This is a genomic window from Cupriavidus sp. a3 (genome assembly GCF_051015765.1).
In the GTDB taxonomy this organism is placed as follows: Bacteria; Pseudomonadota; Gammaproteobacteria; order Burkholderiales; family Burkholderiaceae; genus Cupriavidus; species Cupriavidus oxalaticus_A.
The window spans coordinates 1990803-2009671 of the sequence record NZ_CP170644.1; the positions used below are offsets into that span (position 1 = coordinate 1990803).

General features: G+C 68.1%; 16 protein-coding genes and 1 pseudogene. 5 read left to right on the forward strand and 12 right to left on the reverse strand.

Annotation, left to right across the window (positions count from 1 at the left end):
* Positions 1–16: 16 nt before the first annotated feature.
* Positions 17–1606 carry a cellulose biosynthesis protein BcsG gene (gene bcsG, locus ACAD63_RS30835; RefSeq protein ID WP_434034249.1) on the forward strand — a complete coding sequence of 530 codons (1590 nt, stop codon included), beginning with the start codon at positions 17–19 and terminating at the stop codon, positions 1604–1606.
* Positions 1603–1800 carry a BcsR/BcsP family cellulose biosynthesis protein gene (bcsR, locus tag ACAD63_RS30840; RefSeq protein ID WP_135703571.1) on the forward strand — a complete coding sequence of 66 codons (198 nt, stop codon included), beginning with the start codon at positions 1603–1605 and terminating at the stop codon, positions 1798–1800. Before bcsG ends, bcsR begins: the two co-directional genes overlap by 4 nt.
* 64 nt (positions 1801–1864) lie before the next feature.
* Here bcsR and ACAD63_RS30845 read toward each other — a convergent pair.
* Positions 1865–2264, reverse strand: a pseudogene (locus ACAD63_RS30845) (thiamine pyrophosphate-dependent enzyme); the annotation flags it as partial.
* A gap of 182 nt (positions 2265–2446) precedes the next feature.
* Here ACAD63_RS30845 and ACAD63_RS30850 point away from each other — a divergent pair.
* Entirely contained in the window at positions 2447–2944 is a 498-nt protein-coding gene (locus ACAD63_RS30850; RefSeq protein ID WP_133094795.1) for an acyl-CoA thioesterase, read from the forward strand.
* A gap of 111 nt (positions 2945–3055) precedes the next feature.
* Here ACAD63_RS30850 and ACAD63_RS30855 read toward each other — a convergent pair whose 3' ends face one another.
* From ACAD63_RS30855 to ACAD63_RS30885, 7 genes are all read right to left on the reverse strand, one after another.
* Positions 3056–4474, reverse strand: coding sequence for a sensor histidine kinase (locus tag ACAD63_RS30855; RefSeq protein WP_195427998.1), 1419 nt, complete (start codon positions 4472–4474; stop codon positions 3056–3058).
* Positions 4475–4723: 249 nt separating this feature from the next.
* Positions 4724–4927, reverse strand: a complete 204-nt coding sequence (locus tag ACAD63_RS30860) for a CsbD family protein (protein ID WP_133094794.1) — start codon at positions 4925–4927, stop codon at positions 4724–4726.
* Between the two features lie 150 nt (positions 4928–5077).
* Positions 5078–5689, reverse strand: coding sequence for a hypothetical protein (locus ACAD63_RS30865; protein ID WP_133094793.1), 612 nt, complete (start codon positions 5687–5689; stop codon positions 5078–5080).
* Positions 5690–5944: 255 nt separating this feature from the next.
* Positions 5945–9067, reverse strand: a complete 3123-nt coding sequence (locus tag ACAD63_RS30870) for an efflux RND transporter permease subunit (RefSeq protein ID WP_133094792.1) — start codon at positions 9065–9067, stop codon at positions 5945–5947.
* A 13-nt stretch (positions 9068–9080) separates the two neighbouring features.
* The gene (locus ACAD63_RS30875) at positions 9081–10220 is read right to left on the reverse strand and encodes an efflux RND transporter periplasmic adaptor subunit (protein WP_434034250.1); all 1140 of its coding nucleotides are present in this window, start codon (positions 10218–10220) and stop codon (positions 9081–9083) included.
* 92 nt (positions 10221–10312) lie between these two features.
* The gene (locus tag ACAD63_RS30880; RefSeq protein WP_434034675.1) at positions 10313–11647 is read right to left on the reverse strand and encodes a TolC family protein; all 1335 of its coding nucleotides are present in this window, start codon (positions 11645–11647) and stop codon (positions 10313–10315) included.
* A gap of 459 nt (positions 11648–12106) precedes the next feature.
* Entirely contained in the window at positions 12107–13264 is a 1158-nt protein-coding gene (locus ACAD63_RS30885; protein WP_434034251.1) for an acyl-CoA dehydrogenase family protein, read from the reverse strand.
* Between the two features lie 238 nt (positions 13265–13502).
* On the opposite strand from ACAD63_RS30885, the gene ACAD63_RS30890 reads away from it, so the two are divergent.
* Entirely contained in the window at positions 13503–13757 is a 255-nt protein-coding gene (locus ACAD63_RS30890; RefSeq protein WP_133094789.1) for a hypothetical protein, read from the forward strand.
* 15 nt (positions 13758–13772) lie between these two features.
* Here the strand turns inward: ACAD63_RS30890 and ACAD63_RS30895 are convergent, their stop codons facing one another.
* The 3 genes from ACAD63_RS30895 to ACAD63_RS30905 all read right to left on the reverse strand — a co-directional run bounded on the left by ACAD63_RS30895 (position 13773) and on the right by ACAD63_RS30905 (position 16777).
* Positions 13773–14633 carry a LysR family transcriptional regulator gene (locus ACAD63_RS30895; protein ID WP_195427961.1) on the reverse strand — a complete coding sequence of 287 codons (861 nt, stop codon included), beginning with the start codon at positions 14631–14633 and terminating at the stop codon, positions 13773–13775.
* Between the two features lie 89 nt (positions 14634–14722).
* Positions 14723–15085 (reverse strand): hypothetical protein, encoded by a 363-nt coding sequence (locus ACAD63_RS30900; RefSeq protein ID WP_135703566.1) that lies wholly within the window; start codon positions 15083–15085, stop codon positions 14723–14725.
* Positions 15086–15295: 210 nt separating this feature from the next.
* On the reverse strand, positions 15296–16777 hold the full coding sequence (locus ACAD63_RS30905; RefSeq protein WP_135703565.1) for an SLC13 family permease: 1482 nt from the start codon (positions 16775–16777) through the stop codon (positions 15296–15298).
* 167 nt (positions 16778–16944) lie between these two features.
* On the opposite strand from ACAD63_RS30905, the gene ACAD63_RS30910 reads away from it, so the two are divergent.
* A complete protein-coding gene (locus tag ACAD63_RS30910; RefSeq protein WP_135703564.1) occupies positions 16945–17796 on the forward strand; it encodes an AraC family transcriptional regulator in 852 nt (283 codons plus the stop codon).
* A gap of 49 nt (positions 17797–17845) precedes the next feature.
* Here the strand turns inward: ACAD63_RS30910 and ACAD63_RS30915 are convergent, their stop codons facing one another.
* Positions 17846–18670: a class I SAM-dependent methyltransferase gene (locus ACAD63_RS30915; protein ID WP_135703563.1), complete on the reverse strand. Its 825-nt coding sequence runs from the start codon at positions 18668–18670 to the stop codon at positions 17846–17848.
* Positions 18671–18869: the final 199 nt, after the last annotated feature.

Here is an 18869-nt window from a genome sequence, read left to right on the forward strand (position 1 = left end):
CGCCACGCTTCGGACAATGGGCATCTGGAACCTTTACTTCATCGCCAAGCTGTACCTGTTTTTTATCGGCCGGCTGCATCCGCAATGGCTGCTGAACCTGCTGTTCGCGCTGGTGCTGGTGGTGCGCATCCGCCATCCGGCGCTGTCCGCGCTGCGGCACATGCTGGCGGTGGTGGCGGGCGCCGCGCTGATGTACCGCGAATCGGAGCTGCCGCCCTTCGCGCGCGTGGTCTCGCAGTTCACCAGCCTGCAGGCGTTTACGCCCGCGTACATGCTGGAACTGGCGCAGCGCGTGATCACGCGCGAGATGCTGCTGGTCGCGCTGGCCGCGCTGGTGATCTTCTGGCTCGTGAACCGCTGGGTGCGGGTGACAACGCTGGTGCTGGGCGCGCTGGTCGCGGTTCCGCTGTGGCAGGCGCTGTACGGCGCCGGCGAACCGGGCGGCATCGCGGGCGCCCCCGCCGGCACCGCGACCGCGGCGCTGACCACGGGCGCTGCGCTGGGCACTGGCGGTGCCGAGGTCGCCGCAAGCGGCCCGGATGCCCGGCTGGCCGCGTTCCGCAACCAGGAAGCGCTGCGCCAGGTCAGCTTCCCGCGGATGGCGGCCACGCCAGACACGCAGTACGACGTGATCGTGCTGCATGTCTGCTCGCTGTCATGGGACGACCTGGACACGGCGCGCGCGCGCGACAACCCGCTGCTGCAGCGCTTCGATTTCCTGTTCACCAATTTCAGCTCGGCGGCCAGCTATAGCGGCCCGGCGGCGATCCGCGTGCTGCGCGCGGCCTGCGGCCAGCCCGAGCACAAGGCGCTGTACGACCCGGCGCCGGCCCAGTGCCACCTGTTCCAGGCGCTGGCGCAGGCCGGTTTCTCCACGCGCATGCTGCTCAACCACGACGGCCACTTCGACAACTTCCTGAAGGAAGTGCAGAAGGAGATCGGCGTCGACGGCGTCGCGCCGCCCCCCAACACCGGCCTGCCGGTGGCGATGCGCTCGTTCGACAACTCGCCCGTCATCGGCGACTTCGACGTGCTGCAGCGCTGGTTCCGCGATCGCCAGCAGGCCGGCGGCGGGCCGCAGGCGCTGTACTACAACACCGTGACGCTGCACGACGGCAACCGCATGACCGACAACCGGCTGTCCAGCCTGGAGTCCTATCCGCTGCGGCTGTCGCGGCTGCTGGGCGACATCGACAAGGTCATCGAGATGGTGGCGCAATCGGGCCGGCGCGCGGTGATCGTGTTCGTGCCCGAGCATGGCGCGGCCTTGCGCGGCGACGCCAACCAGATCGCCGGCATGCGCGAGATCCCGACCCCGCGCATCATCAACGTGCCGGTGGGCGTCAAGCTGGTGGGACTGCCCAGGCCCAACAACAGCACCGTCACCATCGATGCGCCCACCAGCTACCTGGGCCTGTCGCAGCTGCTGTCCAACCTGATTGCCGAGAACCCGTTCGCCGCGCAGGCGCCGGCGCTGGCCAGCTATGCCAGCGACCTGCCGCAGACGCAGATGGTCGGCGAGAACGAGGCCACCGTGACCATGCGCGAAGGCAACGGCTATGTCGTGCGCACGCCGGACGGGGTCTGGATCGAGGGCAAGCCATGAAGCCGGCCAACGCACGCGGACAGCCGCTGGCGCGCAGCGATATCGACGTCCTTGGCAGCGAGGTCGACGGCTTCGACCCGCGCCGGTATTTCGACCACCAGGAACGGCGGGCCGCGCAAGCGGCCGCGCGGCGCTGGCCGCTGCTGGCGGGGTTGCTGGGCTATGACGCGGAGGCGCCGCCGCGCGACGCCTGACCGCCGCGGCCGCCGTACCGGCACGGCCGTTGCATGGCTCGACGGCGTGGCCGCTATCGTCCGGTCAGATCACCAGCTCGATCAGGAACGGTCCCTTGCGGCCGTTCGCCGTCCGGAACAGGTCGGCGAAGGTCTCCATGTCCTTCGCCCGCGCTCCTTCCACGCCCATGCCGTTGGCCAGCTTGACCCAGTCCAGGTCCGGTATTGCCAAGGCCCAGCATGTCGAGCGCGGTCTTGCCGGGGCTTGCCCCGACGCCGGCCAGTTCGCCCAGCAGGATCGCGTACTTGCGGTTGGCGAGCAGCACCACGGTGACATCGAGCCGTTCGCGCGCCATGGTCCACAGCGACTGCAGCGTGTACATGGCCGAGCCGTCGGCCTGCAGCGACACCACGCGCCGGTCCGGTGGCGCCACCGCCGCGCCGACCGCCAGGGGCAGGCCGTCGCCGATGGCGCCACCGGTCAGAGCCTTCGGTATCGGCGGTCAGCGGCGCATCGAACGGCCGGTGGCAGGTGGCCTGGTCGCCGATGATGTTGCGTGCCACACCATGCACATCAGCGCACCGCATCCGGCCAGAATGCCAGCATGCCCCGACCTCCCCGGGGCAGGCGCGGCTGCCGCCTGCAGCCCTTTCAAGGAGTCAACACATGTTGATGCGAGACGTGATCCCCCAAGTCCTGAACCACGCGACGACGATGCCGGAGCCAGGCTCGCTCGAGGCCGGCGAACACAAGACCTTCCACCATGCAATCGACATCTACCTCAAGGATTCCAACGCCTTCATGAATACGTACTTCGCCCGCTATTTCGAATGGCAGGGCATCTGCCGCGAGCGGTGGTTCCATGAATGCATCCATGACAACCTGCTGGCCGCCGGCGGCGTCTTCGTGACCAAGCGCGCGCACCAGGAGTATGTCGAGGAGACCTTCCCGTTCCAGCGCGTGGACTGCTACCTGAACACCTTCCAGGTGCGCCAGTGCTCGGCCTACCTGCTGTTCCGCTTCTGCGTGGGCGGCAAGCCGGTGTCGCTGGGTTACCAGCAGATCGTGTTTGCCGACCGTCAGAAGCGCATTTCGCGCTTCCCGGCGGGAATCATCGAACGGGTGAAGGAGTATGAGCTGGCGTTGCCCCGGTTTGCCAGCTGATGCAGCGGCCCGGCGTGGCATGCGTCAGTGCAGCGCCTGGCCTGATACCCGCTGAAATGCACGCTGAAAGGCAGCAAGACGTTGTGGCATGACCCCTACCGCCGGCGTGGTTCAGCCGGCGGTGCTGGTGCGCAGCCGGCTGTCGGCCATCGGGGTGAAGCGCGGCAGCCGCAGCGTGAAGGTGGTGTGCACCCTGGGCACCGACTCGCACTCGATGCGGCCGCCAAAGGTCTCGATCACGCGGCGGCAGAATGCCAGCCCGAGGCCGGCGCCGAGGCCATGCGCCTTGGTCGAGAAAAACGGCTCGAAGATGCGCGGCAGCACGTCGGCCGCGATGCCGGGGCCGGAATCGCGGAAGCGGATCACATGGTGCTGGCCTTCGGTCGCGCCGGTGATGTCGATGCGCCCGCCGCCGGTGGCGCGGATCGCATGCAGCGCATTCTTGAGCAGGTTGAACAGCACGTAGACCAGCAGCGTGTCGGAACCGACGAAGCGCCAGCCCGCATCGATGCCGCGCACATGCACCCAGCCGCGCTCATCGCCCTGGAACGGGTAGCGCTCCAGCGCCGCATGGACACAGTCGGCAATGCCGTGCGGCGCGAAGGTGCTGCGGTCCAGCCGCTCGAGCGTGACCGAGGCCAGCGCCATGTCGATCACCGTGCTGGTGCCATCGACCTCGCGCGTGATCGCGCCGACCAGGCTCGACACGCGCTCGAGCTGCCCGGGGCGCATGCGGTCTTCGCACAGGCCCTGCTCGACCGCCAGCTGGTAACCCTGCAGCACCTGCGGCCAGGTGCACGCCAGCTCCTGCGCCTGCATGCGGATCGTGGCCAGCGGCGTGCGCACTTCATGCGCGACCGTGGCCGCCAGCGAATACGGATGCATCAGGTCGTAGCGCACCACGCTGACAGCCAGCATGCCCAGGCTCGCCGCCACGAAGACCACACCCGGCGGGTAGAAGGCCACGCCGTAGTTGACCAGGTAGTCCACCGCCGCCAGCGAATACAGCACCACCGCCACCAGGCACAGGTTGTAGCGCTTGCGGCGTTCGGCGGTGGCGTTGCGGCGGGCCTCGGCCAGGATCCAGGCGCTGCGGATCGCCACCAGCACGGTCTGCGCGAGGTGCAGCGGATGCAGCGGCCCGGCCTTGGGATAGTCGCCGAAGAAATAGGTGTAGTAGCCCGACACCACCTGCCCGGTGGTCAGCAGCAGCACCACCAGCACCAGGCTGAGCCCATAGGAGGCCAGCAGCAGCGGCCGTTCCCGGCGGCGCTCGGTCACTTCGGCGATGAAGTGGTAGAACGTCGTCGGCAGGAACAGGATGAACAGGTAACCCAGGCGGGCCAGCAACAGCGCCACGTCGGGATGCGTGGCCTGGTACAGGAAGACCCACGTGCCCTGCCAGGCGAAGGTGGTCACGCACAGCAGGAAGAACGATGCCGACACGCGCGTGACCCCCTTGGTCACCAGCACGTAGAGGCCGTAACCGAGGAAGGTGGACGAGACGAAGGCAGGCAGGGCAGCGTACATGCGCGGTGCGGGTAGCCAGCAGGCGTGCAGCGGCAGGTCGGCGCCCATCGCTGGCGCGCTGCCGCGACGCGACATGTTATGACGTCTACGCGTGATGCGTGCTTCATTTCTTTGCATACAGAGCTAACGCCTGCTTAATGCAGCGGGGATCACTCCCCACGACGTGGGGGTATCCAGAGCGCAGCCCGGGCAACAAAGAAGGCGGGACGTCCAAGGACGTCCCGCCTTATGCTGCCGTGACAAACCGGCTTACCAGCGCGAGTCGTTTTCCCACGCCTTCATCTCTTCCTCGGCGCGCTCCTTGGAGTAGCCATAGCGCTCCTGGATGCGGCCGGCGAGCTGGTCGCGCTTGCCATTGATCTGCGCGATGTCATCGTCGGTGAGCTTGCCCCACTTTTCCTTGATCTTGCCCTTGGCCTGCTCCCACTTGCCTTCGATCTGGTCCCAGTTCATGTTGTGCTCCTTCATGCGGGGGCGGACGGGCCGCGCGGTGGCCGCCCGCCATTGCGTCGATGAATGGTCCGCCAGGGGCTGGCGGGCGGCCCGGCTGGACCATGCCGGCGACAGCGCCGGCATGGGCTGCCTGTCGGCTTACTTGCCACCTTACTTGCCGTACTTGGCCTTTACGTCAGCCTGGCACTTGTCCTTGGCATCGCCGGACATTGCATCGCAACGTTCCTTGTCGGCCTTGTAAGCGGCGTCCATCGTGTCCTTCTTGGCATCTGCGCGGGCTTCCGCCACATCGGTGCGCGAGCCGGTTGCCGCGGCCTTGTCGACCTTGGCGGCGGTCAGGGCCTTTTCATGGGCAGCCTTGGCGTCCTTCTTGCAAACGTCCTTGTCGTTGCCCTTCTTGTCGTCGCACATTTCCTTGGCAACGTCGTAGTCACGGTCGGCCTTCACTTTCTCGGCCTTGGCCATGGACTTCTGCGTGCCGTCGCGCCGGGCTTCGGCCTGGGCCTTGGCCACGTCGCGGTCGCGCTTGGCCTCGGCCTTGCACACGTCCTTGGCGTTGTCCTTCATGCCGTCGCACTTGGCCGTGGCAGCCTTGTAGTCCGCATCAGCCTGCTTGGCCGCGGCGTCATAGTCGGCGCGGGTGCCAGCGGCGGCCGTGGTGGCCGGCGGCGTGCCGGGCGCTGTCGCCTGGGCCAGGGCATAGCCCGCGGGGGCCGCGACCATCATCGAACACACTGCTGCAGTGAGCCATTTCTTCATCATGTCGAGCTCCTTTCCAGTTGGTTGCGTGGTCGTACGCATAGTCGTACGCATAAGGGGCCGGCGGCGATGCGCTGCTGGCCACGCCGTATGTACAGCGTAGGCTGCAGGGGTAATGGGAAGCAGGCGTTGGGTTCCGAAAGGCGCGTCAGACTATTCCGACACCAGGGTCCGGGAGCGGCACTTGCGGGGATAGCGCGCAAAAAAAGAATCCCCTGTACCGCTCACGGAACAGGGGAGGACACCAGCCGGGGAGCCTCAGCCGGAGATAGACGTCGTCAGCCTGTTCTCGTCAGGCGCCGGGGCTTCTTCGTCCGGCCAGTTGCGGCCGACCATCCATTCGTACAGCGTCGGCAGCACGATCAGCGTCAGCACCGTGGCGGTGATCAGGCCGCCGATGATGACGATGGCCAGCGGGCGCTGCGTCTCCGAACCGATCGCACGCGAGATCGCCATCGGGAACAGGCCAAGCATTGCCAGCAGCGCCGTCATCAGCACTGTGCGCAGCCGGTCCATCGAACCGGTCAGCACGGCCTGGCGCACCGGCATGCCCTCGTCGCGCAGCTGGTTGAAGTAGGTCACCATCACCACGCCGTTGAGCACGGCCTGGCCGAACAGTGCGATAAATCCGATCGCCGCCGACACCGACAGCGGGATGCCGGTCAGGAACAGCGCGAACACGCCGCCGACCAGCGCGAACGGGATGTTCGAGATAATCAGCGTCGCGCTCTTGAACGACTTGAACGCGTTGAACAGCAGCAGGAAGATCATCAGCACCGACAGCGGCACCACGATCGCCAGCCGCGCCATGGCGCGCTCCTGGTTCTCGAATTCGCCCGACCAGCTGATCTTGACGTCGTCGGCCTTGACGTTCTTCTTCACCAGCGCCTGCATGTCCTTGACCACGCTGCCCATGTCGCGGTCGCGGATGAAGATGCCGATCGAGGTGGTGCGCTGGCCGTTCTCGCGGCTGATGTTCATCGCGCCCGACGCTGCGCGGAAGGTCACCAGCTGCGACAGCGGCACCTGCGCGCCATCGGCGGTCTGCATGAAGATATTGGGCAGGTTGGGCAGCTCGCGCTCGGACGGCTTCAGGCGCACCGCCACGCTGAAGTGGCGCTCGCCTTCCCACAGCTCGGTGGCGGCCTTGCCCGCCAGCGCGGTTTCCATCAGGTCCTGCACGTCGGCCACGTTGATGCCGTAGCGCGCGGCCTGGGCGCGGTCGAACTCCAGCACATACTGCGGCAGCTCGCCGTCGCGGTCGATAAAGGCGCGCATCACGCCCTTGACCGACTGCACGTTGGCCAGGATCTGGTCGGCCACCTTCTTGTTCTGCTCGAGGCTGTCGCTCTGCACCTTGATCACGATCTGGCCCTTGATCTGCGAGATGCTTTCCAGGATGTTGTCGCGCACCGGCTGCGAGAAATTGGGCTCGATGCCAGGCAGCTGGCGCAGGTTCTTGTCGATTTCGCCGATGATGGCGCGCTTGTTGAAGCCATCGCGCCATTGCTTCTCGGGCTTGAGATCGACCAGGACCTCGACGGTGTTGATCAGCTTGGGATCGGTGCCGTCGTCGGGGCGGCCCACCTTGGAGATGGTGGTATTGACCTCCGGCGTCTTGCGGATGATGCTGCGCAGCAGCCGCGCCTGGTCGCGCGCCTCATCGACCGAGACCGAGGCCGGCAGGTCGAAGCTGACCCACATCGAGCCTTCGTCCAGTTCGGGCAGGAATTCGCTGCCGAGGAACTTGCCCACGCCCACCGTCACCAGCAGCAGGCCCAGCGCGGCACCGATCACCAGCTTCTTGTGGTCCAGCGCCCAGCCCAGCATGGGCTCGTACAGCCGCTTGCAATGGCGCACGATGAAGTTGTCGTCGTGCGCGATGTTCTTCGTCAGCAGCAGGTGGCACAGCAGCGGCACCAGCGTCAGCGAAATGATCAGCGAACCGATCAGCGCACCCGTCACGGTATAGGCCATCGGCGCGAAGATCTTGCCCTCGTGCCGCTGCAGCGTGAAGATCGGAATGTGCGCGGCGATGATGATGACCATCGAGAACACGGTCGGGCGGCCCACCTCGGTGGTGGCCAGCAGGATCGCGTGCAGCCGCGCCTTGCTGTCGCGGATCTGCTGCTCCTTGAGCTCGCCCAGGCGCTTGAAGATGTTCTCGACCACGATCACCGCGCCGTCGACGATGATACCGAAGTCCATCGCCCCCAATGACAGCAGGTTGGCCGGGATGCCGACCCAGGTGAGCCCGATGAAGGTCGACAGCAGCGCCAGCGGGATCACCAGCGCCACGATCGCCGCGGCGCGCACGTTGGCCAGGAACAGGTACAGCACGGCCATCACCAGCAGCGCGCCTTCGACCAGGTTGCCGAACACCGTGTGCAGCGTCTTGTCGATCAGCGTGGAGCGGTCGTAGTACGGCACGATTTTCACGCCCTTGGGCAGGATCTGGTCGTCGAGCAGGTCGATGCGCTTCTTCAGCGCTTCGAGCACCAGCGACGGGTTCTCGCCCTTGCGCATCACCACGATGCCCGAGACGATGTCGTCTTCGTCGTCCTGGCCCATCAGGCCCTGCGGCGGCGCGCTGCCAACCTTGACGTCGGCGATGTCCTTGACCAGGATCGGCGTGCCGTTGTTCTCGGCCACCACCACGTTGGCGATGTCGGCCGAGGTGCGGAAGCTGCCCAGCGAGCGCAGCAGGAACTGCTGGCGCCCGTGCGCGACGGCGCCGCCGCCGGCGTTGGCGTTGGCGCGCTGCAGCGCGGTGAACAGCTGCGACAGCGAGATCTTGGCGTCGCGCATGCGCGCGAGGTTGGGGTTGACCTCGTACTGCTTGATGGTGCCGCCGATCGTCACCAGGTCGGCCACGCCCGGCACCTGGCGCAGGTTCTTCTCGACCACCCAGTCCTGCAGCGTGCGCAGCTCCTGCGGCGTATAGCCCTTGCCGGTCAGCCGGAAGCGGAAGATCTCGCCGATCGCGGTCGACAGCGGCGCCAGGTCCGGATGCACGCCGTCGGGCAGGTCGACGCTGCGCAGCCGCTCCAGGATCTGCTGGCGCGCGGTCACGTCGGTGGCACGGTCATTGAAGGTCACCATCATGAACGACAGGCCGAACTGGGTGTGCGAGAACACCCGCACCGCGTTGGGCGTGCCGGCCAGCGCGGTCTCGATCGGGATGGTGACCTGCCGCTCGACTTCTTCCGCGGCGCGCCCCGGGTACAGCGTGATGACGTTGACCTGGATGTCGGATACGTCGGGGAAGGCCTCGATGGGCAGGTTCTTGAACGCGGCCAGGCCGCCGCCGACGAAGATGAGCAGGCCCAGCCAGACAAAGAGCTTCTGGTGCAGGGCAAAGCTGACGATGCGCGAGATCATGTGGCGACCGTCCTCACTTCTTGTCGGCCGCACGCGCCGCATTGACTGCTGTGGCATCGCGCAGGATGTCCTGCAGGTAGAGGTTGCCCTCGGTCACCACGGTCTCGCCTTCCTTCACGCCTTCCAGCAGTTCGGTGGTGCCGGGCATGGTCACGCCCACGCGCACCTGGCGGCGCTCGAAGGTATTGGGGGCGGTGCGCACAAAGACATAGTTGCGGTTGTCGGCCAGGAACACGGCCTTGGATGGCACCGCGATGCCTTCGAACGACGCCGCGGGCAGGCGCGCCGTGACGAACATCTCGGCCTTCAGGCGGCGCCCGGGATTGGGCACGCTCAGCCGGACCTTGATGCTGCGCGCGGTCGGGTCGACATAGTCGGCGATCTTGACCACGGTGCCGGTGAAGGTTTCGCCGGGGTAGGCGGCGGTGACCACCTGCACGATGACACCGTCGCGAAACAGGCTGAGGTCGGATTCACCGGCATCGACCTGCGCCCACAGCGTGGTGGGGTCGGTGATCAGGAACAGCGGCGCGGCCGGCGGCTGGTCGGGGCGCAGCTCCATGCCCTGGTTGATGTTGCGCTCGACCACCAGGCCGTCGATCGGGCTGCGCAGCGCGAAGCGCTGGTTCACGCCGTCGCTGCCCGCCGCTGCGCCGTACTGGCGCAGCGCCGCCTGCGTGCGCTGCAGGTCGGCCGCGGCGCGCGCCGCGTCGGCCTGCGACTGTTCCAGGTCCTTCTGTGCGATGACGCCGGCGCCGTACAGCTCGCGCTGGCGCGCCAGCGCCTTGGCCGCGACCGCGCTGTCGGCGGCGGCCTTGCGTGCGTCGGCCTGGGCCACGCCGAAGTCCGGCGACGTCAGGCTGGCCAGCGGCTGGCCGGCTTTGACCGTGGCGCCGGGCTGCACCAGGACCTCGGTCACGCGGCCGGCAAAGGGCGTGGACACGCGCACAGTCTTGTCCTCGTTCCAGACCAGCCGGCCCGGCAGGTTCAGCATGCGCTCGCCGCCGGACTTGGCGGGTTCGCCGGCAATGCCGGGCAGCGATTTCACGCTGGCCGGGAACTGGATGGTGTTGCCGCTGACCTTGGGATCGTCATCGGGCTTGGGCGGCTCGGACTTGCCGCAGGCGGCGAGCACCAGCGCGCACAGCGCCATGGCGCAGACGGAAGACAGCCGTGCGGGCTGCAGGACGTGCGGCGGAACATGCGTGACAAGTAAGACATGAAGAATGCGCGGGAACTGCGGTATCAGGGACGTGCCTGCGAGGCCACGGGCGCGCCCGCGGTGCCGGAGGTCTTGGAGGTCTTGGAGGTCTGCAAGGCGGCGCGGTAGGCCGACAACGCCTTGGCGTATGCGCCCTGCGCTTCGACGGCGTCGAGCCGGGTCTGGCGCAGCGCACGGCGCGCGTCGAGCAGGTCGAGCACGCCGGTGGCGCCCTTGCTGTAGGCGAACTCGGCGCTGCCGGCGACGCTTTCCGCGGCGGGCAGCACCTCGTCGCGCATCTGGCGCAGCGACTGGCGCGCGGTTTCGAGCTGGCTGCGCAGCCGGTCGATTTCGTTGCCGGCCTCCAGCATCACGCGGTTGCGCTCGTTCAGCGCGGCGTAGTAGTCGACTTCGGCACGCCGTGCCTCGCCGCTGTTGCGGTGGCGCACGAACAGCGGGATCGACAGGAACACGCCGAAGCTGTTGCCGGTGCCATAGGAGTTGGTGGGAGAGACCGGATAGTGCTCGGCCTGCGCCCCGATGGTCACGTCAGGCACGCGTCCGGCGCGGGCCAGGTCGCGCGCGGCGGCGGCCGCTGCCAGGCGGGCCTCGGCGGCGGTCACGTCGGGGCGGCGCTCGAGCAGGTAGGGATCGGGTTGCGGCGCCGGCGCATCGAGCGCTGGCCAGTCGGCGACCAGCCGGTTATCCGACAGCGTGCCGGGAACCCCCATCGCCTGCGCCAGCGCGGCCTTGTCGCTGTAGTGGTCGGTCATGGCCTGGCGCATGTCGTTCTGCGCGCGCAGGACGTCGAGCTGCAGCTTGTTCACGTCGGCGCGCGCCACGTCGCCTGCCTTCAGCCGCGTTTCGCTGGCCTGGCGGGTACGCTCGTACAAAGCCAGCGTTTCCCGGAGCACCGCCACATGTTCCTGGCTGACCAGCGCCTCGAAGAAGGCCTGCTCGACCGCGGCAGTCTGCTGCGCCACCACGGCCTGCACCGCCTCGCCCGCCGCGGCGCTGGCCTTTTGCGCGGCGTCGACGCGCAGGTTGCCCTTGTTGGCGGTCTCGATGAGCTGGTCGACGCGCAGCTTGGAGTCCACCGTCTTGCTGCGCAGGTTGCCGGAGCCGACGCCGGCATGCGGGTTGATGTTCTCCACACCCAGGCTCAGCACCGGGTTGGGCCGCTGCGACGCGATCTGCACATCGGCCTGGCTGGCTTCCACGCCCCGGCGCGCGGCAATGATGGTGCGGTTGCAGCGCAGCGCGTCCAGGCGCGCCTGGGCCAGCGTCAGCGTGGCGCCGGCGGGCGGTGGCGTGCAGGGGGCGGCGGCATCGACGGTATCGGCAGCGGTATCGGCCGCAGGCTCGGATTCGGCGGCAATGCTGGCCGCAGGTGTGGCGAGAACGCCCAGCAGGAGCAGGGTTCCCGCGGTGGCACGGGCAAAGACAACGGGCACGGTCAGTCAGGCTCGGTTCGAAAGCGGTTTTGCGGTCAACGGTCTGCGGTAAACGACCGTGCCCCCAAAGCGGTGCACCGACCGATGAATTTTCATCCGTCTGGCAGCTGCTCCGGCGGTCGCCCGGCTGGGCTGTCATGCCGCGTCCTCGCGCGCCCTCGCCCTGCTGTCCCGATGCTTCAAACGCCACCCGGACACGATCTCCCGACGGCATTCAAACCGAATCGCTTTACAAACGGCTTTCATATCGCTGACAAAAGCCTTTAACTGCGTGAAAACCCCAGTCCGCGCGACTTCGATCAAGAATGCAAGCGGCCCGGGAATCACCGACGCGTGCGTCGGTGATTCCCGGGCCGTTTTTCCAGCCTTGGCCGCCCTGGTGGCTTATGCCTTGGCGCGGTCGTCCAGCCCGAGGCTGCGCCCGATGATTTCTTTCATGATTTCGCTGCTGCCGGCGTAGATTCGCGAGATCCGCGCATCGGTGTACATCCGGCAGATGCGGTACTCCTCCATATAGCCGGCGCCGCCGTGCAGCTGCACGCCCTCGTCCACCACGCGGCCCTGCAGCTCGGAGGTCAGCAGCTTGGCCGACGCCGCCGTCTCCACCGTCAGCGTGCCGGCGTTATGCTGCAGCACGCACTGGTCGACAAAGGTCTGGATCGCGTCGAGCCGGGCGCGCAGCTCGGCCAGCTTGAAGCGCGAGTTCTGGAAGGTGCCGATCGGCCGGCCGAAGGCCTTGCGTTCCTTGACGTAGTCCAGCGTCAGGTCGAACGCCACCTGCGCCGACGCCATGTAGCCGCAGGCGCCGATCAGCCGCTCCTCGGCCAGGTGCCGGGTCAGGTAGCGGAAGGCCTGGCCGGGCTCGCCGAGCACGTTGGCCTTGGGCACCTTCACGTTGTCGAAGAACAGCTCCGAGGTGTCCTGCGAATGCAGGCCCATCTTGCGCAGCTTGCGGCCGCGCTCGAAGCCCGGCATGCCTCGCTCGACGATAAACAGCGTCAGGCCGTGGCTGCGCTCGGGGTCGGTGCGCGCCACCACTACCACGTAGTCGGCCAGCTGGCCGTTGGAGATATAGGTCTTGGCGCCGTTCAGCACCCAGTGGTCGCCATGATCCTCGGCCCGGGTGCGGATGCCGGCCAGGTCGGAGCCGGTCTGCGGCTCGGTCATGGCGATGGCGAAAATCGCCTCGCCGCGCGCCGCGGCCGGCAGCAGGCGCAGGCGCTGCTCTTCGTTGCCGATGCGGCCGACATACGGCGCCACCAGGCGCGAATGGAGCGTGCCGAAGAAGCCGGAGTCGCCATGGCGCGCGTTTTCCTCGATCAGGATCTGCTCATAGCGGAAGTCATCGACGCCGGCGCCGCCGTATTTCTCGTCGGCCCACATCAGCAGGTAGCCCTGCTCGCCGGCCTTGCGGAACACCTCGCGGTCGACGCAGCCCTGCTCGCGCCAGCGCTCGCCGTGCGGCCCGACCTCGCGCTGGTAGAAGCGGCGGGCGGATTCGCGGAAGGCGTCGTGTTCGGCTTCGAAGATCAGGCGTTGCATGGCTGGAGTCCCCCTTCTGGTGTGATGTTCGGATCGGTTGAGTGTCTGCCGTGCCGCGCGCCTGAGGTTCGTCGGAAAAGATGATTTTTCTACAACCCGTGCCCACGCTGGGGTTGCCGGGACAGGCCATTCAATGCAGTTTTATTGATATGAACCCATGATAACTTTCATTTACCCGCGGGCATGGTTTGTGCCAATACTAGGAGACACCGACACTTATTCGATGGAGCGGGAAATCATGGAAACCGTCCTCTGGATCGCGCTGGCGCTGGCGCTGTTGGCGCTGGGAGGCACTGTTACCTGGCTGATCGGCACGCGGGTACCTGAACCGGTATTCGAGCGCGTGCAGCGGCATGGCCGCTTCGCCGGCCTCGAACCCAGGCCGCCGCGCCGGCCGCGGGGCGGCAAGCGCGTGCGGCAGTACCGGCTGGTGCCGGCCGGCATGCCCGGCTGGGCGGGGCTGTCGGCGCAGCCCATGCCAGTGCGCGCCTGATGCCGCGGGCGCCCGCTACAGTGGCACGTCCCAACGCTGCGACCAGTCCGATTCTTCGCGCACGATATCGCGCAGCATGCGCACGGCCTCCTGCGTCATGCCGGCTGGCGTCCTGGCGCAGACAAGGAAGACCGGATACGAGAATTCCGATGCGCTGTCGACTCGCACCAGCGCGCCGCTGTCGAGGTAGCTCTGCACGACCCGCGTACGGAAATACCCGCTGCCGCCGAACTGGAGGATGTACTGCAAAGCCAGTGGCCCGAGGTTGAAATACAGCGACGCGCGCGCATGCTGGGGCAGGACGCTGTCATGCTGGCGCCGGAATTCCGGCCCCCAGTCAACGTAGACATAGGGGCCGTCGCGCTGGGCCGAGCGGATCAGGATCAGCTTTTCCTCCATCAGCGCCTCGACATGCATGCCGGGCGCGTACTCCGGCTGGTAGACCAGCGCCGCATCGAGCGTGCCCGACTGCAGCTTGTACTGCAGCGCCTCGCCCTCCCCCACTTCAGCGCGCACCGCCAGCGCCGGCATCTGCTGGCGCATGCGCGTGGCCCACAGCAGCGCCAGCGGATTGCCCAGGCTGATCTCGGCGCCAAAGCGGAACAGGTTTGCCAGCCCAGCCGGCAGTGGCAACTCGCGGCAAGCCGCCTCCCAGGTCTGCACCAGCTGGCTGGCATAGCCCAGGAAACGCTGGCCGTCGGCGGTGAGGCGCGCGCCGGCCTTGTTGCGCTCGAACAGCCGGCAGTTCAGCTGTGACTCCAGGCTCTTGATCCGGGCCGTTACCGCGGTTTGCGTGACGTGCAGCTTGTCGGCCGCCGCCAGCAGGCTGCCGGTGCGCACGACTTGCAGGAAGGTGCGGGCGAGTTCGATGTCCATGGTCGGGGCTGCGTTGGGCCGGTGTGACGGATTGTAAGCAGATCCCAACCGAGAATCGGAAATCTCACACTGACTCCCTTGCATCCCGCTCAACGAACCCGCGGCTTTGCCGAAACCGGTCGCATCGCCGCGCCGGCATCTCCCGCACTCGGCCCACGCACCTCGCGCGGCTGCCGCAGCGGCGCGATGCCTTCCGGTTCCCGCCACGCCACGCCATTGTCATAGCCGGTGGACACGGCCTCGAGGTAGCCGGGGGCGAATTTCTGTTCAGGGGTGACAGCCGCTGCCGCGGGAGCGGCGGGCTGCGGGGCTTCGGCCTGTGCGCAGGCGACGCTGTTCAGGCACAGCCCCAGCACACGCAGCAGCACGACGGCGCGGCGGGTGCGGTGCAGCAGTTTCTTTTGCGGGCGCGATGCGGCCTGCCCGCGCTGGCAGGGGGATTGGGGGTTCATCGGTGTTCTCCGGGGAAGCCATTGCTGGCGGGTGGGACAACGAGCATCGGCGCCGCGCTCGCTGTCCATTCCGCAATGACCGTGCCACCACCACTACGCCGCCTGCGGCGCGGTGCAGGGCACTTTCCGGGCTGTTCCGCTGATCATTCGTTGGCACCGGGCCGACGACCAGCGAAAAGCTGTCGGTATCCCTCCAACACCGCATGAAGCTCAGGGCAGGTACCCCAGCAGCCGCCACCAGAGGTAATCCAGCGGCAGCAACGCCACCACCGTGATGGCCGCCAATGCCAGGCACAGCCGCGTGCCATGGCGTAGCCCGACGCCGCCCAGCTGCATCGCGATCACGATCGGCGGCGACTGGTAGGGGAAGAACACCGTGGAGAACACCGGCACCTGCAGCATCAGTACCGTCTCCAGCGGCAAGCCGGTGGCGCTGGCAAATTCCCGCGCCAGCGGAGACAACACCGCCGGCAGGCTCGGCAGCGTGGTCATCAGGCCCATGCTGGCGCCCACGGCGCCGAGCGCGCCGACGTTCGCCACCGTGTGCCCCGGCGTCAGCTGCAGCCAGTTCAGCAGCGCGTGGCTGACGGCAGTGCCCAGGCCGGTCGACTCCACCACCGCGCCAAGTCCGAGGAAGCCCGCCACATAGAGCAGCGGCACCAGGTGAACCTGCTCGGCCAGCGCCCTGGACGAGACCAGCCCCACGCCCGGCAGCAGGCAGACGATGCTTGCGGCCAGCGCGATCCAGGCCGGCGAGATGCCATGCAGCGCGTCGGTGGCGAATCCCACCACGGCGATCGCCAGGATGACCGCCAGCAGCCGCTCCTGCCGGCCCATCGGCGCGCGCGCTGCCGCCGGCGCCGCGGCCAGCGGTGCGTCATGCGGAAACAGCCGGCACACCAGCCAGACCAGCACCACGGTCTTGAGCAGCCCGAGGATCGGGAAGTGCAGCAGCAGGTAGCCGCCGTAGCTGAGGTTGATGCCGTACAGCGAGCTGGCCGCGCCCAGCAGCACGCTGTTGGGGATATTGGCGGGCAGGATGGTGGTCGGCGGCATATAGCTGGCCGCAGCCACCGTCAGCACCAGACCGATACGGCCGTTGGAGCCGGGGGCCAGGCCCACGCGGTCCGCCAGCGCCAGCACGATCGGGATCAGCAGCAGCACGCGGCCGGTGGTGGACGGCATCAGGAACGCGAGGCCCACGGCGCTGGCCGCGACCAGCGCGACCAGTTGCGGATACCCGTGCACCCGGCGCTGGAAGATGGCGTCGGCCAGCCGCAGCGCCAGCCCGCTGTTGCGCAGCGCCACGCCGGTGACGGCGCCGCCGAACATCAGCCACCACGCGGGCGACGCAAAGCCGCTGAACACCACCTTGGGCGGCGCAATCTGGAATACGACCGCGCACAGGAAGAACAGCAGCGTGGCGGTGGGCTCGGGCAAGGCGCCGAGCGCCCAGCAGCACACCGTGGACAACACCAGCGCCGCGGCCCAGACCAGCGCCGGCGGCGCGTCGATGGCGTGGCCGGCGCTCAACACCAGCGCAATGCACACGCCGATGGCAAAGGCGGCCCTGGCGGATTGCCGCAGGCCGGGGTCGGAAATGGTGTCCCGCACCGGCGCGGTGGCGGCCAGCGTGGCATCCGGGCCGCTCAGGCCGAAACGCGCCGCGGCGCGGCGTACGAATGGAGGCATGGAAGAACATCTCGTCTATGGCGCCGGTCCCATGCCGCGCGCGATTTCGGCGGGCCGGTGCCTGTTCGGCAATTGGCCGGTCACCTTTCCGGTCGCGGCCGCTCGATGCATCGTAGGCCGACCGCGATTGGCGGAGTTACACTAATCAGGCAATTTCTTACGATTTCATGCCACACGACGTCGCCCCCGCCCCTGCCCTGCCTGCCGCCTCGCCGCCCGCCCCGGCCCGCCGCCGCCCGGTCTACTCGCCGGTGCCGCGCGCACGTCCCAGCGCCGCCGACCCGGTGATCGCACACCTGCGCCGGCCGCCTCCCAACGCGGTGATCCACCCGCACCGCCATCCGTGGGGCCAGCTGTCGTTCCCGATCAGCGGCAGCCTGCGCATCACCGCCGGCGGCACCACATGGCTGGTGCCAGCGATGCGCGCAGTCTGGATCCCGCCCGACGTGGAGCACAACGTGGTGGTGCTGGGCACGGTGCGCTTTTACGCCTGCTATATCGCGCCGCAGGCCTGCGCGCTGTCGGCCGATTCATGCGCGGTGCTGGAGGTGTCGCCTCTGTTGCGCGAGCTGATGGAGGCCCTGGCCCACGACGACACGCTCGGCGAGCGCCGCCGCCAGCTCTGCGCCAGCCTGCTGGTGGAGGAACTGGCGGCCGCGCCCACGCTGTCATTGGGGCTGGCGCTGCCGTCGGACCGGCGGCTGCAGGCGCTGTGCCACGCGCTGATGGAAGATCCCGGCTCCAGCCTGACGTTGTCCGAATGGGCGGCCCGCACCGGCGCCAGCGAGCGGACGCTGGCGCGGCTGTTCGAAAGCGAGCTGAAGACCAGCTTCGGCAGCTGGCGCCAGCAGTTGCGGCTGGCCCATGCGATCGACCTGATGAGCCGCGGCCGGCCGCTGGCGCATGTGGCCGCGGAAACCGGCTACGCCCACGCGGGCGCGTTTTCGACCATGTTCCGCCGCGCGCTCGGGCAAACCCCGCGCGACTTCATGGCGCGCCGGCGCCGCGTGCTGGCTTGAGGTGACGCACGGGAGGTGACGCGGGTGGGTAACGTACAGCGGCGCCGGGTCAGGGCTTCACCGCGGCGGCCAGCACCGCCGGCATCGGCACCTCGAAGCCGCTGCCGCGCATATAGCCGGCCACCGTACCGCGCAGCACGGCCCGGATCTCGTCGCGCGCCCGCGGGGTCTGCGCGCGCAGCGTGGCGGCCGCGCGCACGGTGCCTTGCGCAAGCGCATCGAACAGCTGGTCCGGCGTGGAAAAGCGCCATACCTGGTGCACGTGCCGGCACGACGGGGCAACGAAGCCGGCCTGCTGCAAGGCGCTGCGGCACTCGTTGGGATCGCTGAAGAGAAAGAAATTGGGCCCCGCCGGCAGGTCGACCTCCATCGAGCCATAGGCACGGATGGCGGCATAGACCGCGCCGAAGCCCACCGCGCGTTCGGGGGCATCCCACACCGTGAAGGCTATGCGACCGCCTGGGCGCAGCACGCGGAAGGCTTCGCGCAGCGCGGCATCGGGATCGGACAGGTGGCACATGCCGAAGCCGTTGACCACGACGTCGAAGCTGGCGTCGCCGAAGGGCAGCGCCTGCGCGTCGGCCTGCTGGTAGTCGATGTGGGGATACAGCTTGCGCGCCAGCTCCACCTGCGCCAGCGAGAAGTCGATGCCGATGGCCTCGGCGCCGCGCCGTGCCGCCGCCGCGGCGATATGGCCCGAGCCGCTGGCGACATCGAGCACACGCTGCCCGCTGGCGGCGCGCGCGTCGTCCAGCAGCGCCTCGATCGATTGCCGGGTCACGTGCGACAGGTGCTCCTGGTAGCGGCTGACGACTTCGGGGTCCTCCCAGCCAGCCAGCTCAAAGGCGCGAAACGAATCTCCGGTGTGATCCATGCCCCCCTCCCAGGCGTCGGTGTCCAGGCTGCGGTTTGCGCGGGGACGAAGCAGGCACGATTGATGCGCCGCGGCCCCCTCCAAGCGAAGTATAGTCAGCGTGGCGCCGGCGCAATGGCCTGGAAATGGCCAGCAGATGGCCAGGCGATGGCCCCGCTCACACGCAGCGCAGCGTGGCAGCGCCGGGGCAGTCCGGCAT

Coding starts and splice junctions, on each gene's coding strand:
- bcsG (WP_434034249.1), top strand. CDS start 17: ATGGGCATCTGGAACCTTTACTTCATCGCCAAGCTGTACCTGTTTTTT.
- ACAD63_RS30850 (WP_133094795.1), top strand. CDS start 2,447: ATGTTGATGCGAGACGTGATCCCCCAAGTCCTGAACCACGCGACGACG.
- ACAD63_RS30900 (WP_135703566.1), bottom strand. CDS start 15,085: ATGAACCCCCAATCCCCCTGCCAGCGCGGGCAGGCCGCATCGCGCCCG.
- bcsR (WP_135703571.1), top strand. CDS start 1,603: ATGAAGCCGGCCAACGCACGCGGACAGCCGCTGGCGCGCAGCGATATC.
- ACAD63_RS30905 (WP_135703565.1), bottom strand. CDS start 16,777: ATGCCTCCATTCGTACGCCGCGCCGCGGCGCGTTTCGGCCTGAGCGGC.
- ACAD63_RS30865 (WP_133094793.1), bottom strand. CDS start 5,689: ATGATGAAGAAATGGCTCACTGCAGCAGTGTGTTCGATGATGGTCGCG.
- ACAD63_RS30875 (WP_434034250.1), bottom strand. CDS start 10,220: ATGGCGCTGTGCGCGCTGGTGCTCGCCGCCTGCGGCAAGTCCGAGCCG.
- ACAD63_RS30885 (WP_434034251.1), bottom strand. CDS start 13,264: ATGCAACGCCTGATCTTCGAAGCCGAACACGACGCCTTCCGCGAATCC.
- ACAD63_RS30870 (WP_133094792.1), bottom strand. CDS start 9,067: ATGATCTCGCGCATCGTCAGCTTTGCCCTGCACCAGAAGCTCTTTGTC.
- ACAD63_RS30915 (WP_135703563.1), bottom strand. CDS start 18,670: ATGGATCACACCGGAGATTCGTTTCGCGCCTTTGAGCTGGCTGGCTGG.
- ACAD63_RS30855 (WP_195427998.1), bottom strand. CDS start 4,474: ATGTACGCTGCCCTGCCTGCCTTCGTCTCGTCCACCTTCCTCGGTTAC.
- ACAD63_RS30890 (WP_133094789.1), top strand. CDS start 13,503: ATGGAAACCGTCCTCTGGATCGCGCTGGCGCTGGCGCTGTTGGCGCTG.
- ACAD63_RS30910 (WP_135703564.1), top strand. CDS start 16,945: ATGCCACACGACGTCGCCCCCGCCCCTGCCCTGCCTGCCGCCTCGCCG.
- ACAD63_RS30860 (WP_133094794.1), bottom strand. CDS start 4,927: ATGAACTGGGACCAGATCGAAGGCAAGTGGGAGCAGGCCAAGGGCAAG.
- ACAD63_RS30895 (WP_195427961.1), bottom strand. CDS start 14,633: ATGGACATCGAACTCGCCCGCACCTTCCTGCAAGTCGTGCGCACCGGC.